At 38.7% G+C, this 15,315-nt stretch carries 18 protein-coding genes; all 18 read right to left on the reverse strand.

Going from position 1 to position 15,315, the window contains the following annotated elements; translation table 11 throughout:
• Nucleotides 1-11: 11 nt before the first annotated feature.
• Nucleotides 12-374 carry a chorismate mutase gene (aroH, locus tag FN924_RS09840; RefSeq protein WP_143894053.1) on the reverse strand — a complete coding sequence of 121 codons (363 nt, stop codon included), beginning with the start codon at nt 372-374 and terminating at the stop codon, nt 12-14.
• A gap of 1 nt (nt 375) precedes the next feature.
• On the reverse strand, nt 376-1,407 hold the full coding sequence (gene aroB / locus FN924_RS09845; RefSeq protein ID WP_267128987.1) for a 3-dehydroquinate synthase: 1,032 nt from the start codon (nt 1,405-1,407) through the stop codon (nt 376-378).
• Between the two features lie 44 nt (nt 1,408-1,451).
• On the reverse strand, nt 1,452-2,618 hold the full coding sequence (gene aroC / locus FN924_RS09850; RefSeq protein WP_143894057.1) for a chorismate synthase: 1,167 nt from the start codon (nt 2,616-2,618) through the stop codon (nt 1,452-1,454).
• A 211-nt stretch (nt 2,619-2,829) separates the two neighbouring features.
• On the reverse strand, nt 2,830-3,600 hold the full coding sequence (locus tag FN924_RS09855) for a CheR family methyltransferase (protein WP_143894059.1): 771 nt from the start codon (nt 3,598-3,600) through the stop codon (nt 2,830-2,832).
• An 88-nt stretch (nt 3,601-3,688) separates the two neighbouring features.
• Nucleotides 3,689-4,135 (reverse strand): nucleoside-diphosphate kinase, encoded by a 447-nt coding sequence (gene ndk, locus FN924_RS09860; RefSeq protein WP_143894060.1) that lies wholly within the window; start codon nt 4,133-4,135, stop codon nt 3,689-3,691.
• A gap of 88 nt (nt 4,136-4,223) precedes the next feature.
• Nucleotides 4,224-5,195 (reverse strand): heptaprenyl diphosphate synthase component II, encoded by a 972-nt coding sequence (gene hepT, locus FN924_RS09865; RefSeq protein WP_143894063.1) that lies wholly within the window; start codon nt 5,193-5,195, stop codon nt 4,224-4,226.
• 34 nt (nt 5,196-5,229) lie between these two features.
• Nucleotides 5,230-5,943: a demethylmenaquinone methyltransferase gene (gene menG, locus FN924_RS09870; protein WP_143894065.1), complete on the reverse strand. Its 714-nt coding sequence runs from the start codon at nt 5,941-5,943 to the stop codon at nt 5,230-5,232.
• 6 nt (nt 5,944-5,949) lie between these two features.
• Nucleotides 5,950-6,756 carry a heptaprenyl diphosphate synthase component 1 gene (locus FN924_RS09875; protein ID WP_143894067.1) on the reverse strand — a complete coding sequence of 269 codons (807 nt, stop codon included), beginning with the start codon at nt 6,754-6,756 and terminating at the stop codon, nt 5,950-5,952.
• A gap of 169 nt (nt 6,757-6,925) precedes the next feature.
• The gene (locus tag FN924_RS09880) at nt 6,926-7,198 is read right to left on the reverse strand and encodes an HU family DNA-binding protein (RefSeq protein ID WP_143894068.1); all 273 of its coding nucleotides are present in this window, start codon (nt 7,196-7,198) and stop codon (nt 6,926-6,928) included.
• A gap of 606 nt (nt 7,199-7,804) precedes the next feature.
• Entirely contained in the window at nt 7,805-9,283 is a 1,479-nt protein-coding gene (spoIVA, locus tag FN924_RS09885; RefSeq protein ID WP_143894070.1) for a stage IV sporulation protein A, read from the reverse strand.
• Between the two features lie 288 nt (nt 9,284-9,571).
• Nucleotides 9,572-10,297: a hypothetical protein gene (locus tag FN924_RS09890; protein ID WP_143894072.1), complete on the reverse strand. Its 726-nt coding sequence runs from the start codon at nt 10,295-10,297 to the stop codon at nt 9,572-9,574.
• Between the two features lie 16 nt (nt 10,298-10,313).
• Complete coding sequence (locus FN924_RS09895; protein ID WP_143894074.1) at nt 10,314-10,511, reverse strand: DUF2768 domain-containing protein; 198 nt, start codon at nt 10,509-10,511, stop codon at nt 10,314-10,316.
• Nucleotides 10,512-10,744: 233 nt separating this feature from the next.
• Nucleotides 10,745-11,005 carry a stage VI sporulation protein F gene (locus tag FN924_RS09900; protein WP_143894076.1) on the reverse strand — a complete coding sequence of 87 codons (261 nt, stop codon included), beginning with the start codon at nt 11,003-11,005 and terminating at the stop codon, nt 10,745-10,747.
• 59 nt (nt 11,006-11,064) lie between these two features.
• Nucleotides 11,065-12,105: an NAD(P)H-dependent glycerol-3-phosphate dehydrogenase gene (locus FN924_RS09905; protein WP_143894078.1), complete on the reverse strand. Its 1,041-nt coding sequence runs from the start codon at nt 12,103-12,105 to the stop codon at nt 11,065-11,067.
• Between the two features lie 10 nt (nt 12,106-12,115).
• Nucleotides 12,116-13,426 (reverse strand): ribosome biogenesis GTPase Der, encoded by a 1,311-nt coding sequence (der, locus tag FN924_RS09910; protein WP_143894080.1) that lies wholly within the window; start codon nt 13,424-13,426, stop codon nt 12,116-12,118.
• 139 nt (nt 13,427-13,565) lie between these two features.
• Nucleotides 13,566-13,751 (reverse strand): capping complex subunit for YIEGIA, encoded by a 186-nt coding sequence (locus FN924_RS09915; RefSeq protein WP_143894082.1) that lies wholly within the window; start codon nt 13,749-13,751, stop codon nt 13,566-13,568.
• Nucleotides 13,696-14,643 (reverse strand): YIEGIA family protein, encoded by a 948-nt coding sequence (locus tag FN924_RS09920; RefSeq protein ID WP_143894083.1) that lies wholly within the window; start codon nt 14,641-14,643, stop codon nt 13,696-13,698. The genes FN924_RS09915 and FN924_RS09920 overlap by 56 nt, the downstream gene beginning before the upstream one ends.
• On the reverse strand, nt 14,640-15,242 hold the full coding sequence (locus tag FN924_RS09925; RefSeq protein ID WP_143894085.1) for a YphA family membrane protein: 603 nt from the start codon (nt 15,240-15,242) through the stop codon (nt 14,640-14,642). Before FN924_RS09925 ends, FN924_RS09920 begins: the two co-directional genes overlap by 4 nt.
• Between the last annotated feature and the right edge of the window lie 73 nt (nt 15,243-15,315).

Consider the following 15,315-nt stretch of genomic DNA (forward strand, 5'->3'; position numbering starts at 1 on the left):
CGTACTCCTCCCTAACGTAACAAATCAGGACGCAAAACCTTTGCACCATGATGATATATATGCTGAATTTCCTTTTGCTCTATTGTAGTGTTGACCGTAATCATGACGCGGATGCACTTCTCTAAACTACCTGGCACATCGATTTCTTGCATACACATGACTGGTACGTATGTCCACCCATCTAGCAATCGGAGTGCTTTTGCGGGGAAGGATGCCGTGATATCAGATGTAACACTAATCAATACAGACGCAATATCATCGGGATTGATTTGATTTTTCATTGCCATTTCTTCAACTAAAGCTCTTGTATGTTCGATTATTTGATCTGCTTCATTTTGGAGTACAGTAGTAGCTCCACGTATCCCTCTAATCATTTTAATCCACCAACTCTCCGAGAAAGTCTTTCAACTGATTGTATAAGAACTCTTCCTCCATTTGCTGAATGACTGGGTGCCCAACGGCTTTTAGCAGCACCATCTGTATCTGTTTATTTTTTGTTTTTTTATCTTTTTTCATCTTGTTGATCAATGATTCAGCTTTTAGAGGGGGCAATACTGTAGGGTAGCCATTAGTCTTTATCCATTCATAATACGCTTCATACGGAAGGTCCACACGGAAGGTCCGCTGACTTACTTTTAAGGCAAATAACATGCCAATAGCTACCGCCTCACCATGCGTCCATGTCCCATATCCTAGCTCGGATTCGAGAGCATGTCCGAGTGTATGACCGAAATTTAAAAACATACGGTGATAAGATTCCCTTTCATCTCGTTCCACCACAGCAGCCTTTACTTGTATTCCTTGTAAAAGATGCTTCGTTAAAGTTCTCTCATCTAATGGTTTTGTTAAATCTGCACGTATGACATCACGAAAGAAAGATTCCCCTTCTAAAAAACCGTGTTTCACGACCTCAGCATATCCAGACCGTACTTCTCTCAGTGGCAACGATTTAAGTGTCTCTACATCATAAATAACCGCTACCGGTGGATAAAAGCTACCGATCAAGTTTTTGCCTAAAGCATGGTTGATACCTACCTTCCCACCGACACTACTATCGTGTGCTAATATGGTAGTTGGCATTTGAACGAAATCAATGCCTCTCATAAAGGTAGAAGCAAAAAAACCAACTAGATCACCGACCACTCCTCCACCGAGAGCAATAACTAAGCTGTGTCGATTAAGTCCCTTTTCTAAAGCATCCGTTATAAGTTCATAATATTGATCTATGCTTTTAGATGCTTCCCCACTTGGGACAACATAAGAATCAACTTGATTAGAAGCAAACTGCTTTTTGATATCTTCTAGGTACAAATCAGCAACCGTTTGATCAGAAACAATATAAATACTTTCATAGGATTTCGGTAAGTACTTAATAACTTGCTTTCTAATTCCAGTTCCGGCTGTCACTACATAACTCCCCGAACGTGTTTGAATAGTTACGGAAGCTTCCATTAGAAACGACGAACCTCTTCTCTGTATTCCTCTACTGCTTTTTTCAATTTTGGAAATTGATCATTCGGAAACTGTTCTAGAATCGCCTTCGCAACTTCAAATGCAACAACATGCTCCATCACTACTGCCGCTGCAGGTACAGCACATGAATCGGAACGCTCGATACTTGCATTGAAAGCTTCTTTAGAATCGATATCTACACTTTGCAATGGTTTATATAAAGTCGGAATTGGCTTCATAACACCTTTTACTACAATTGGCATCCCAGTGGTCATCCCGCCTTCGAAACCACCTAATCGATTTGTTTGACGGAAATAACCTTCTTCCTCATTCCAGCCAATTTCATCATGTACTTGACTCCCATTCAAACGAGCCGCTTCAAAACCAATTCCAAACTCTACTCCTTTGAATGCATTAATACTCGCAACAGCACCAGCAATACGACCATCTAGTTTACGGTCATAATGCACATACGAACCAACACCAGCTGGCATTCCTTCAATATAGACTTCTGCCACACCGCCAATCGAATCCCCATCTTTCTTGGCTTTATCAATAGCATCCATCATTTGTTTGCCAGCTTGTTCATCCAGACAGCGCACTGGTGAATCTTCAGATATGCGGATACGTTCTTCCATAGAAAGATCTGGATTTGATTCTGCTTTAATACCAGCAATTTCATTAACATAGCCAACTACTTGTATGCCTAAGTGTTTCAGTAAAGTTTTGGCAACAGCTCCTGCTGCAACCCTTGCTGCTGTTTCTCGAGCGGAGGATCGTTCTAAAATATTACGTATATCTCGATGTCCGTATTTAATGGCTCCGTTTAAATCGGCATGCCCAGGTCTAGGTCTTGTGACGACTCTTCGAATCTGTTCTCCTTCCGGAAATGGATCCTCTCCCATAATGTCTTCCCAATGCTTGAAATCATCATTATGTATAACCATAGCAATTGGTGAACCTAGTGTATAACCATGTCTTACCCCACCAGCCATGTCCACTAAATCCTTTTCTATTTGCATTCGTTTTCCTCTACCATGTCCCTTTTGTCGTCTTAACAATGATTCGTTTATATCTTCTTTTGTGAGTGGCATGAGTGAAGGAATTCCTTCTACAATCGTTGTAAGCTGCTTTCCATGAGACTCCCCAGCAGTTAAGTAGCGCATGTTTGTACCCCCATTAATATCTAATTTTGTACTACTATATCATACCTTTTCCTTTCTGTGTGCAAGGAAACATCTGAAAAAGTTACTTTTTAGACTTTTTATACAATTTTGACTATTAAATTTTAAATGTAAGCATTTTCTTTTCTGAGTTTTATCTTTATCGGTTCATTTAAAACAAAAAAAATCCCACCGCAGTGAGACTTTTGTACCATCATCCTTTTTGATAGAAAAAAGAATCTAATATTTGAAATTGATATTGGCTAGGATTAAAGATTTGTTCCGTACTACCTACAAATAATACACCACCAGGCCTTAAGGACTGACTAAATTTCTTATATATCTCGTCTTTCGCATCCTCAGTAAAGTAAATCATTACATTACGACAGACGATTAAATCAAAATCTCTATCATATGAATCTGATAAAAGATTATGCTTTTTAAAGGTGACACAGCGTTTAATAGAATCGTCGATTTTATAAGAATTCCCATCTTTAGTGAAATACTTATTTTTTATTGGTTCAGGCATTTCTTGTAAGGAACGTTCTGGATACACACCGATTTGTGCCCGTTTCATCACATTTTCATCTAAATCAGTCGCTAATACTTTAATATCCTTTAAATCCATAAATTGATTTAGAATCATGGCAATCGTGTAGGGCTCTTCACCAGTTGAACATGCAGCACTCCACACTTTCAGTGTTTTCTTATTTTTTAATAATTGAGGAATAACCTTTTTTTGTAACGTTTCCCATCTACTAAAATTCCGATAGAATTCCGTCACATTAATTGTCACACGATCTAAAAACTCCATCATAGCATCTTGATTACTATTTAATAGATTAAAGTAGCTCATAAAATCCTTACATTCTTTTTTATCCCGTAATGCAGTCAGTCTACGTTTCATCTGTACTTCCTTGTATAGGCTTAAATCAATACCAGTTTTGCGTTTAATTTGTGAAGTAAATTCTAAGTAGTCCGTCATGGGTCTATCTCCTCTACCATTTATATTCTTTATCATAACCGAGAATGCCCAAAAGAAAAACCCCTAAAAATAGGGGTTCATGAAATAATTAATATATCCATTGTTTACTATGTTTCGAGTATTCGACCAGTTCCGAATTAGAGAAAAATAGTCCAATTTCTCTTTCTGCACTTTCTGGTGAATCAGATCCGTGAATGACATTCTTTCCAACCGTTAATCCAAAGTCCCCTCGAATCGTTCCAGGTAGAGCATCTTGAGGATTTGTTTTACCCATCATTTGACGAGCTGTTGCAATAACATTTTCCCCTTCCCATACCATAGCAAATACTGGTCCGGAAGTAATAAAACCTACCAATTCTTGGAAAAACGGTTTCCCTTTGTGCTCAGCGTAATGCTCTTCTGCTAACGCTTCCGTAATTTTCATTAGCTTGGCACCAGCTAGTTTAAAGCCTTTCTTTTCAAAACGAGAAACTATGTCCCCTACTAGGTCTCTTTGTACTCCATCAGGTTTTACCATTAAAAATGTCTTTTCCATCGTTACACCTCTTCGTTTATGTATTTATGAAAGCGCTATAAAACTACCCTCATAGATTCTATCAAAGAATGTAACATCTGACAACGAGTCAATTTTTTCGTTTTCCAATATATTTTGCAATCGTTGTTAATGTTTGTTTAGCTTTTGTGTCCGGTAACACTTGTAATGCTTGATAGGCTTTATTCAAGTACATTTCACTGACTTGGTAAGCACGGTCAATCGCATCACTTTGTTTTATATAGTCAATGAATGGTTGGATATCTTTCGGATCAAGATTTTCTTCAGCAGCCAACACTTTTCGAAGATTATTCTTAAACGCCACATCCTCCATCGCAAAAAATACGGGTAGCGTTATATTTCCTTGTAATAGGTCCCCACCCGCCGGCTTTCCTAATGCAGAGGATGAGGAGGTGAAATCCAAGATGTCATCAATTATTTGATAGGACATTCCCACATAATAGCCATACTTGGTTAACGCGGTCTCATATTCTTTTGTTGCTCCAGATGCTACTGCCCCGAGCTGACTACTAGAGGAAATAAGAAGGGCCGTTTTTCGCTTAATCCTTCTCAGGTAGTTACGTATGGATTGATCGATGTTATATTTTTCTTCCATTTGCTTGAGTTCTCCAATACAAAGCTCTACTACCGTTTCTGAAAGAATTCTATGTGCTCTCGGATTATCGATACCAGTCAAATATTCCAACGATCTTGCGAAAATATAATCTCCGGTATACATCGCAATTCGATTATCCCATGTTGCTTTCACGGTCGGCTTTCCTCGTCGTAATTCCGCCTCATCGATCACGTCATCATGAACTAAAGACGCCATATGAATAAGCTCTAAAGATACAGCAACCGTCTTTAACCGCTCGAAATCGTAGTTGCCGAAAGAGCCTGCAAGCAAAACAAAAACAGGACGAATTCTCTTTCCTCCTGCTTTTAATAGTTGCTGTGAGGCTTCTCGTAGGATGGGGTCCTTAGCATGAATGGTTTCGTTTAATGTTTTTTCAATTTGGTTTAGTTCCGTTTTCAGATAGGAATAGGCAGCTGCTAATTTCATGACGTCACCTTTTTACTCATAGATTACATTCTATTTACTCAGTGGGAGGTTTAATACCTGCGTGCATTGCCGCTACACCACCAGTGTAACTCTTTATGTTTACTTGAGTTAATCCAACTTCCTCAAATAAAGCTTTCAATTGTTCTTTTCCTGGAAAATCTTTGGCCGATTCATGTAACCAAGCATATTCATTATAGCTTTTAGCTAATAAGCGACCAAATAATGGCATAATGTATTTAAAGTAAAAATAATAAAGCTGACGAAATCCAGGTGTTGTAGGCTGGGACGTTTCCAAGCAAACAACCATTCCCCCTGGCTTCACAACACGTTTCATTTCAGATAATACTTGTTTATAATCTGGAACATTACGCAACCCGAACCCTATCGTAGCATAATCAAATGTATCATCCTCGAAGGGGAGTTCCATCGCATTACCATGAATAAATTCAAGTTGATCAAGAGGTCGGTTTCGTTTCTTTTCCTTTGCAATCGAAAGCATGTTCTGACTGAAGTCTAATCCAACGATTTTTCCAACAGAACCAACAGCTTCGGCTAGCGAAAAAGACCAATCCCCTGTACCGCAGCAGACATCTAGAGCGGAATTTCCAGGTTGGACGTTCATACGCTTCATCACATCTTTTCTCCATGCTTTATGTCGTTGAAAAGAAATGACGGAATTCATAAAATCATATCTATCGTATATTTTCTCAAACACACCATGGACACGTTCTTCTTTTGATTGTGGCATTCTTTATTACCCTTCTTCCACTACTTTTGTGTTTTTCCGGCTGTACTCATTCAGTAAGTCATGAACATATGTTGTTAACTGATGAAACTTAAGCGGAAGTTGATTCACAGCAGTCTCCATCTTTTGCATACTTTTTTGAATAGCCCCTTCCATAAGTTGTACAGCTTGTTTTTTTGGATTTTGCGCCAGCTCATGACGAGTCATAACATCCAACAACAAGGATTGACCAGAGCTAAGAACATGTTGTTTTTCTTTCGTAAGCCTTGTCATCAGAAGCCATTCCTCAGATAACGTGTTGATTTCTGTCCCTTGTATTTGTTCGGCGACTCGCTGAATCAATAAGGATTCAATTTGTTTCACCGTACGCATCCAATCTTGAATCGTGTCCGGTTTATTATAATAGGCCACCATTTTTAATTCATTGATTTCTTTGATTGCAGAGGCAAGTACGTGAATCATAGCTACATCATCTAGTTTACTTAGTAAGTAATAATAGAGACCACTATAGTAATCTCCAGCTAATACCGTTAACTGACGCTTCTTTTTGTACTGAAGGGATTCTTGCTCCGCTGATTGATTTGCAACTAAATCATGCGTGTCTAATGCGATTTGTACAAGCATCGTCGTGATGATGTAATGATCCTTTTTAGATTCCGGTAAATCCGTAGTGTTCATTAAGGAGGTTAAAATCATTAATTTATCGTTATCTATGACAGGCTTTGGAATATATTTTTCCAAGTAAGGGTGACTAATTTGTGTCTCTAGTGCTAATCTTACTCGTCTGAGTTGTAATTCTAGTGAAATGGAATCCATATCATAAGCCCCTCCATAGTAAACCTTTCAAATAGCATTTACATAATTATAACATAAGTACTGCACCTACGCCTTATAGATGTTTGCATCTCGAGATATGTATTTGTCTAACATGTTTTTTCAACCAATAAAAAAAGGGTGCATAATGCACCCTTTGCCCATATGTAAATTATTTTACAGTATCTTTTAGGGCTTTACCTGGTTTGAATGCTGGTACTTTGCTTGCAGGGATTTCGATTTCATCACCTGTTTGTGGGTTTCGACCTTTACGAGCCGCACGCTCACGTACTTCAAAGTTACCAAAACCGATTAATTGTACTTTGTCTCCAGCTTTAAGTGAATCCATGATAGATTCAAAAACTGCATCAACAGCTTTTGTTGCATCCTTTTTAGAAAGTTCGCTTTTTTCTGCAACTGCATTGATTAGATCAGTTTTATTCATGACATTCACCTCCTCCCAATACCTATATCCGATTCGTATGAACAAAGACAGTCATTCTACCATTTGTTCACCATTTTTCACTTTTTTATACCTCGTATCACCAAATATATGATGACAAGGCTTATATTAAACGAGTTTTCGGGTAAATTCAACATAAAATAACAAGTTTAGCTAAAAATTGTTCAATTTTCCTAAGTTTTAACTCGTCTATTGATTTGCATGTTATCATAGATAGAATGGTTATGCAAGAGCTTCCAACGCTTGTCAGACAAAGGTTTGAGCAATATTTAAGTTTTATATAATCATGAATTTACTAACCTCGTAGGTAAAAAGAACAAAAGCGCAAGCGCCCGTTTAGTGACGTACGGACTGCGCCTGGCCATGCCAGGTGGTTCGACTTGCCGCGCAAAGCGGCGGTTTTAATCGAACATTCTTCCGCAGGAGATAAAGGAAACACAGCGACCGAATCGTTATCGTACGGAGGTTAGGGAAGTCTCGCTAGTCGCTGGGCGCTGGAGCTGGATGTGGCTGTTTCTGCATGTGATCCACACCAAGCTAATTTTATAAGTTCCTTGACAAAGAAAAAAGCGGCTTGTGATAAGCCGCTTAAAGGATAATTGCTATTAATCCACCAGAACCTTCGTTTATGATACGTTCCAATGTCTCTTTCAACTTGTATCTTGCGTTCTCAGGCATCAAAGAGAGTTTCGCTTGAATACCTTCTCTAACGATGGAACTTAGTGATCTTCCAAAAATATCAGATTCCCAAATAGATAATGGATCCTCTTCAAAGTCTTGCATTAAGTAGCGGACAAGCTCTTCACTTTGCTTTTCTGTTCCAATAATTGGCGCAAATTCAGATTCTACATCCACTTTTACCATATGAATAGATGGAGCTACAGCCTTAAGTCGTACGCCAAATCTAGAACCCTGACGGATAATTTCTGGTTCATCTAAGGCCATATCCGCTAAAGATGGGGCCGCAATCCCGTAGCCAGTCTGTTTCACCATTTGTAAGGCATCGGACACTTGATCGTATTCCCGCTTAGCATTTGCAAAATCTTGCATAAGCTCAAGCAAGTGATCTTTACCACGGATTTCTTCTCCGACGATTTCTTTTAACACTTGATCGTACAAATAATCAGGTGCTTCCAAGTCGATTTCCGCTACCCCTTCCCCCATTTCCATGCCTGCCAGCTGCGCATGTTCAATATAGTCATATGCATCAAAGTGACCAACAACCCGATCGACATCGCGCAATCGTTTTATATCCTTCACTGTTTCTTGGATTGCTAGCTGGTAGCTCTCACGTAGCCAGTGATCCTCGTTTAACACCATAACCCAGCTAGGAAGATTAACGTTAACTTCTAGTACTGGAAACTCATAAAGTGCTTCTCTTAACACATTGTACACATCGTGCTCGCTCATGCTTTCTACACTCATGGCAAGCACCGGTATGTCATAGCGCTCACTAAGCTCTTGTCGAAGCTCTTCTGTATCCTGATGATAAGGCTGTACAGAATTTATCACCATGACAAATGGCTTTCCAACTTCTCTTAATTCTTCCACTACTCTTTCCTCAGATTCTACATAATCTTCACGAGGAATCTCTCCAATGGTGCCGTCTGTTGTAACCACTACACCTAAAGTGGAATGTTCTTGGATAACTTTTCTTGTACCGATTTCTGCTGCATCATGAAAAGGAATCGGTTCTTCATACCAAGGTGTATTAATCATTCTAGGGCCGTTTTCATCCTCAAAACCTTGAGCACTATTCACGGTGTAGCCTACACAGTCTACGAGACGGATGTTTACATCCAGTCCTTCGTCCACTTGCACAGAAACTGCTTGATTTGGTACAAATTTCGGTTCTGTTGTCATGATTGTCTTACCGGCAGCACTTTGAGGAAGTTCGTCTTGCGCTCTTGCTCGGTCTCCCTCGTCTGCGATATTTGGTAAAACAACTTGTTCCATGAATTTTTTAATAAATGTAGACTTACCAGTCCTTACTGCTCCTACAACTCCTAAATAGATATCTCCATTTGTCCGCTTCGAGATATCTTTAAAAATATCCACTCTTTCCAAATGATCCCCTCCCGATCTGCTTCGCCATAGAGCTATTACGAATCTTTGACAATACAATTCTATGACGTTGTCCTATCAAAATATGACTTGTTTATATGGAAAAAGGCGAAAAAGTTTTAACAAGCTCACCAATATATCCATAAAAAAGCCTAGCGTCATAGAGTCGTTTAGCATGAAATAATGTACATAAATACAAAAAACCCATGCCACATTATATGCGGCATGGGTTTATATATTCCGAAAATGAATAATTCGTTTATATTAAAACATGCAATGGAGTGCTGCTTGTTATTTAGCTATATCAGGGGCGAATATCGGTTCTCCATCCTTCAAGGTGTATGGAATAGAATAGGCAGGCGCAAATGGATAATAATCCGTTAATGCATACCGAATATCATCACCCTCTTGGTAGTGATGATCCTCTTCTTCTAACACATTATATAAATCGGAACGATAGTCTACTGATAAATCCCCATCTGCAGTAATTAAAATAGGAAGATTATTGCCTGAATATGGACTCACAACGTATGGAGCATGTTCTAGTCCTATTTTTTTATAATCGATTTTAAACATATAATCCGAAACAGGTTCTCCAAATGGTGGATACGTATGTTCTGATCGAAATGCATTTATTTTAAAATTCAATTCACGAATTTCTTCCGCTATACGCAAATCAATAACTTTCACGGTTGGATTCTTTTCCGGATAAATGATGGTATATTGGTAATTCCCACCGTTTTCAAATGCGGTACCTGGAATACTAGATAGTAAACCGTACTCTTTTAGTTTAGAAAAGTCCAAAAGATACTTTTGAAAAATAGGGGTATCTTCCGGTTTTGTTTTTATTGGAATAAGTCCTTGTGTTTCTTCGACGTATTGATGTACAGCTTGTTGAACCATTTCAACCTGTACATCATTCGGCACCTCATTTTTCGCTAATCTATTTTCAGGGTATAAACACCCACTAAGTAACGTGGTGGTCATTAACAGAAAGATGACAACCAACCTTCTCATTGGTCTTCCTCCTTTTTTAGCTAGTAGGTCCACTAAACACTATGTAAAAGATAATGATACTACCCACAATTAGAAATAAGTAGGCGAAAACGGAGACGATAGCAGCCCAAACACCATGGAGCTTATGTCTACTTAATAAGATAAGACCAATTGATATAAATAAAAAAATCATTCCCGCAAAGGATATATACATTTTCAACATTGATGTAGACATCGGTCTTCCTCCTCCCGAAATCATAGCTCGTCCACAACCCTAAGTATTATATCACAGTTTTTTTGACTCTGTGTGGATAGACATGAAGATGACATAGAAAATACCGAGATGGAGGGGCAGTACCATCTCGGTTTGACTAAATAAAACCCACAGCTACTCTAAAATGAAATGCTTGTGCGATTTATTGTATGCGAAGCATTTGCTACTTGCATCCTCAAATGCCTATGCTCCCTTTATTTTTTAAAAATTTGACTTAATGAACCTAGATCTTTTGGAATCTTATTAGATGTAATGGCTTCAACGAGCTTATCTTCCTTTTCTTTTGACACTGGTTTCCCAGCCATAGTGGCTAGTTGTTTTACAAGGTTCCGTACAGATTTTTCATCGGATAAATCCGATTGATTAAACGATTGTGCTGCTTTTAAAATTTGATCTGTATTTATGTTCGAGTTTTTCTGGATGTGGTCAAACATATTTTTCTGGTTGTCGTTCATGTTATTCCTCCTTGCCTAAATTCCATTTCAACATAGTATATGCAAGGTAGAAAGGAGTGTTAATTCCCGTATAAGTTAGATAACATGTTAGACAAATCTTCCATTTCGTGACGTCTGCCTCTTGTCATCAGTTGATCGACAATATCTCGAGGGGCTGCATCTTCAAATAATATTTGATAAATTCCGTTTGTGATTGGCATGTCTGTATGTTGTTGCTCTGCAAATTGATGGGCCGCTTTTGTAGTGTTTACCCCCTCTACAATCATGCCCATTTGATCAAGTACATCCTTTAATTTATTGCCTTTCCCTAACAGGTTTCCGGCTTTCCAGTTCCTGCTATGAACACTAGTACAAGTAACAATTAAATCCCCAACACCTGAAAGACCAATAAACGTAAGTGGATTAGCACCCATAGAGGTACCTAATCGTGCGATTTCAGCAAGTCCACGAGTAATTAACGCTGCTTTTGCATTATCCCCGTAGCCCAAACCATCTGAAATCCCTGCACCAAGAGCAATTATATTTTTTAATGAACCGCCTAGCTCAACACCTATCATATCTGGACTTGTGTACACTCTTAAATTCTCATTTATAAATAAATCTTGTGCTTTTTCTGCTTCCTTCATGCTTTTGGAGGATACGGTAACCGTAGTAGGTTGTCTTTGTCCTACTTCCTCAGCATGACTAGGACCAGAAAGCACAACGACCTCTTCATATAATGCATCATCCATTTCTTCTTCAATCATTTCAGATACTCTTTTTAATGTGTTCGGTTCAATTCCTTTTGTCCCATGAATTAGTGTCACTTTATGGTCTAAAACATCCGAAATTTGACGACATACTTGACGAATTGCTTTTGTTGGTACCACTAACAAGATAGCACTAGTCTCTTGTAAAGCTTCCTTCAAGTCATGATGAAAGGAAACATTCTCTGGGATGTGAACACCAGGTAAATAACGTTCGTTTACTCTCTTTTGTAATAACTCATCGACTTGTTCTTCACTATGGCTCCATAAACATACGTCATGAGCATTATCTGCTAGTACAAGGGAAAGTGCAGTGCCCCAGCTACCAGCACCAATAACGGCTATCTTTGACATCCTTTCCCTCCTAAGCTCTTCTTCTAGCGAATATTTTAATTGGCGTACCCTCAAAACCGAAAGCCTCGCGAATACGATTTTCTAAAAAGCGTTCATAAGAAAAGTGCATTAATTCTGGATCATTTACGAAGACGACAAACGTTGGCGGCTTCACGGCAACCTGAGTGGCATACAGTACCTTCAGTTTTTGACCTTTCAGTGTTGGTGCCGGATTCATGGCTAGTGCATCCATAATAACGTCATTTAATACACTTGTTTCAACTCGTTTAGAATGGTTTTCACTAGCTTCCAACACTTTTGGGAGTAAGGTATGGGTTCGTTTCTTCGTTTTTGCTGATAAGAAAACTATTGGTGCATAGTCTAAAAATTGAAAATGTGCACGAATTTTTTCTTCAAATTCTTTCATGGATTTCTCTGTCGTTTCTATTTTATCCCACTTGTTCACAACAATGATGACTGCTTTACCAGCTTGATGAGCATAACCAGCGATTTTTTTATCTTGCTCTATAATCCCTGTTTCTGCGTCAATTAATGTCAACACGACATCGGAACGTTCAATCGCTTTTAGCGCACGTAAAATACTGTATTTTTCCGTAGATTCGTAAATCTTTCCACGTTTACGCATTCCTGCGGTGTCGATAATAACGAAATCTCGATCATCCTTCGTAAAAGGAGTATCGACAGCATCACGAGTAGTTCCAGCAATATCACTTACAATAACTCGCTCCTGATTAAGCAAAGCATTTACCAAAGATGATTTCCCCACATTCGGTCGTCCAATTAGACTAAAATGAATCGTATCATCGTCAGCTTCTTCCATCTCTTGATCAGGAAAGTGCTTTATTACCTCATCTAACAAATCTCCTAATCCTAAACCATGTGTTCCGGAAATCGGGAATGGCTCCCCAAATCCTAAGGAGTAGAATTCATAAACAGATTCTCTCATATCAGGATTATCTACTTTATTAACCGCTAACACGACTGGTTTATTCGATTTATATAACAACTTCGCCACTTCTTCATCAGCACCTGTTATACCCTCACGTCCATTTACCATAAAAATAATAACATCGGCTTCGTCTACAGCAACTTCTGCTTGCTGTCTCATTTGAACAAGAAGTGGCTCATCGCCTATTTCTATTCCACCTGTATCGATCAGGTTAAAAGTAGTATGCAACCATTCTGCTGAGGAGTAAATACGGTCACGTGTTACTCCAGGAACATCCTCAACGATAGAGATACGTTCCCCTACTAACCTATTAAAAATAGTCGATTTCCCGACGTTCGGTCTTCCGACTATTGCTACTACTGATTTTCTCATGAAAGGTACATCCCTTCTTTTCCGCAATCTAAATAAATAAAGCTTGTCAACTTTTATATTTTAGCAAAACAGGAAATGTTACACAATCTTTTCTTGTTATTCCTATTATGGTATATGTAAAAAATGAGAAGCAAATGGACTAATGCTTGACGATGATTTGCATCTCATTACTTAGTGCGTGACTGATTCCATCTAAGATGGCCTCTAAGTTCTTAGCTACATTCTCCATCTCTTCCGAAGTATCACAAAGGAAAATAGGTGCACCGCCATCAATCTTTGCTTTGTTCGTTGTGATAACGGCCAGAACTGCTTTCTCTATTCGCATGTGGTGTCCCCTCCTTTTTACTAGCTTTGGACTCAGAAGGCTTTCTAATGGCATTTTCTAATACTGGGACAGCTCCAATGGTTGTAATTGCTTTATCAATATCACGATCCTGCGGCAAAACGAATACACCAATTCTTCCAGTGTCCAAATCCCGTTTAATTAAAGGAACTAAAGCAGGAGTCCCTGAATCATGAAACACTCCTAATGAAACAGAAACGTCATGTAATATTGCTTGTCTCTGTCCAAAATTCGCAATCGTTGTTCGAATGTCAAAGTTTTTAGGCGTTAAAACAAACCCCATTCCATACTTTAAAATTTCTTGCTGTCTCTCTGGCAAACCAATATTCATAATGTAAATATCATCTACATATAACCCCGCACCTTCAAAGTGAATAGGACAGTGCTCTATGTGGACAATCTCCTTTAAATTTGAACCACTCATCAGCTTTTTAATAATAATAAAACAAAGAATCACGACGATGACTGCGATCCAAATGTTAAATACCAAGTAAGCTAATGTTCCCATAAAAGAAGTTAAGATTACTAAATAGTTTCGCCCCTCAAAGGCTACCGCAATCCCCTCAATATATGTTTTACCCCGTGGAACCATTTCAAAAGCGTCCAGCTCTGTTAACGTATTCCGTTCCATATTTCTCACTTCCCGGAATTGAGAAGCAGCAATCGTCAAAAAGGTAACTGCGGTAAACTCTTTTTCCATAATTGCTGGCACTGCGACAGTCCCAAGTGCAGCGGCTATGAATCCTAGCGAAATATGGATGACCCTTCCGTGTAAGTACGTAGGATATTGTCGATAATCTGTACGCAGCATTAATATTCTTGATAACGTCCCAACAATCACCCCAAAAATTATTGGATATGTATATTCTGTCATGATTTCACCTCGTTGTTTTGCTTTTCTAACCAATCAATCGCGTTATATAGTTTACGCCGAAACACCATAAAACCATGCATGACAAACAGAAATGCAATAGTGGTACAGATAACATCTAAAAAACGTAGTTCTCCTACTGAAGTGTTTACCCCGTAGCCGTGAAGGATGAAGGAGTGGATACATTCGCCTAAACAAGCACTCGATATCCAAACCGCAAGTTGATCTCGTGCATTTTTTGTAATAAAAAATAAAAGGAGAGAAGCAATAAACGGGATGACTATATTACGAGATAAGAGTAGCATGACAGGCATTATTTGCTCCCAGAACAAATAGCCAGTGAAGCCTAATCCAACTGCCGTGGAAGTCAGAATGTAGCGTAACCAGTGCCCTGTCTCGGATATCAACCATAAGCCACATATAAATAGAACCATGATGGAAACATAAATCGTTAATCCGTCCAGAACAATGTAAACGCTAGACAAAGATATAGTGGACAAAATGAAAATGGCACAAACCGTTCTTGTGGAAGTTTTCGGTAATAAAAAAGTAACGATAATCCATATCATCCAGCTAATCCACAAAAAAAGAAATCCTTCCATCCTGCTACCTCCTACTTTTAGCATTATGTCTAATGCGGAGGACATCTAAACATACTAAAGAGTAAATTTACAG

The sequence above is a fragment of the Radiobacillus deserti genome (assembly GCF_007301515.1).
Classification (GTDB): Bacteria; Bacillota; Bacilli; order Bacillales; family Amphibacillaceae; genus Radiobacillus; species Radiobacillus deserti.

Excerpts from the sequence above, each read along its gene's own strand:
- hepT (WP_143894063.1), bottom strand. The coding sequence starts at position 5,195 with ATGAAATTAGCAGCTGCCTATTCCTATCTGAAAACGGAACTAAACCAA.
- menG (WP_143894065.1), bottom strand. The coding sequence starts at position 5,943 with ATGCCACAATCAAAAGAAGAACGTGTCCATGGTGTGTTTGAGAAAATA.
- ndk (WP_143894060.1), bottom strand. The coding sequence starts at position 4,135 with ATGGAAAAGACATTTTTAATGGTAAAACCTGATGGAGTACAAAGAGAC.
- FN924_RS09920 (WP_143894083.1), bottom strand. The coding sequence starts at position 14,643 with ATGACAGAATATACATATCCAATAATTTTTGGGGTGATTGTTGGGACG.
- FN924_RS09890 (WP_143894072.1), bottom strand. The coding sequence starts at position 10,297 with ATGAGAAGGTTGGTTGTCATCTTTCTGTTAATGACCACCACGTTACTT.
- der (WP_143894080.1), bottom strand. The coding sequence starts at position 13,426 with ATGAGAAAATCAGTAGTAGCAATAGTCGGAAGACCGAACGTCGGGAAA.
- FN924_RS09900 (WP_143894076.1), bottom strand. The coding sequence starts at position 11,005 with ATGAACGACAACCAGAAAAATATGTTTGACCACATCCAGAAAAACTCG.
- FN924_RS09915 (WP_143894082.1), bottom strand. The coding sequence starts at position 13,751 with ATGCGAATAGAGAAAGCAGTTCTGGCCGTTATCACAACGAACAAAGCA.
- FN924_RS09875 (WP_143894067.1), bottom strand. The coding sequence starts at position 6,756 with ATGGATTCCATTTCACTAGAATTACAACTCAGACGAGTAAGATTAGCA.
- FN924_RS09925 (WP_143894085.1), bottom strand. The coding sequence starts at position 15,242 with ATGGAAGGATTTCTTTTTTTGTGGATTAGCTGGATGATATGGATTATC.
- FN924_RS09905 (WP_143894078.1), bottom strand. The coding sequence starts at position 12,105 with ATGTCAAAGATAGCCGTTATTGGTGCTGGTAGCTGGGGCACTGCACTT.
- FN924_RS09855 (WP_143894059.1), bottom strand. The coding sequence starts at position 3,600 with ATGACGGACTACTTAGAATTTACTTCACAAATTAAACGCAAAACTGGT.
- aroC (WP_143894057.1), bottom strand. The coding sequence starts at position 2,618 with ATGCGCTACTTAACTGCTGGGGAGTCTCATGGAAAGCAGCTTACAACG.
- FN924_RS09895 (WP_143894074.1), bottom strand. The coding sequence starts at position 10,511 with ATGTCTACATCAATGTTGAAAATGTATATATCCTTTGCGGGAATGATT.
- aroH (WP_143894053.1), bottom strand. The coding sequence starts at position 374 with ATGATTAGAGGGATACGTGGAGCTACTACTGTACTCCAAAATGAAGCA.
- FN924_RS09880 (WP_143894068.1), bottom strand. The coding sequence starts at position 7,198 with ATGAATAAAACTGATCTAATCAATGCAGTTGCAGAAAAAAGCGAACTT.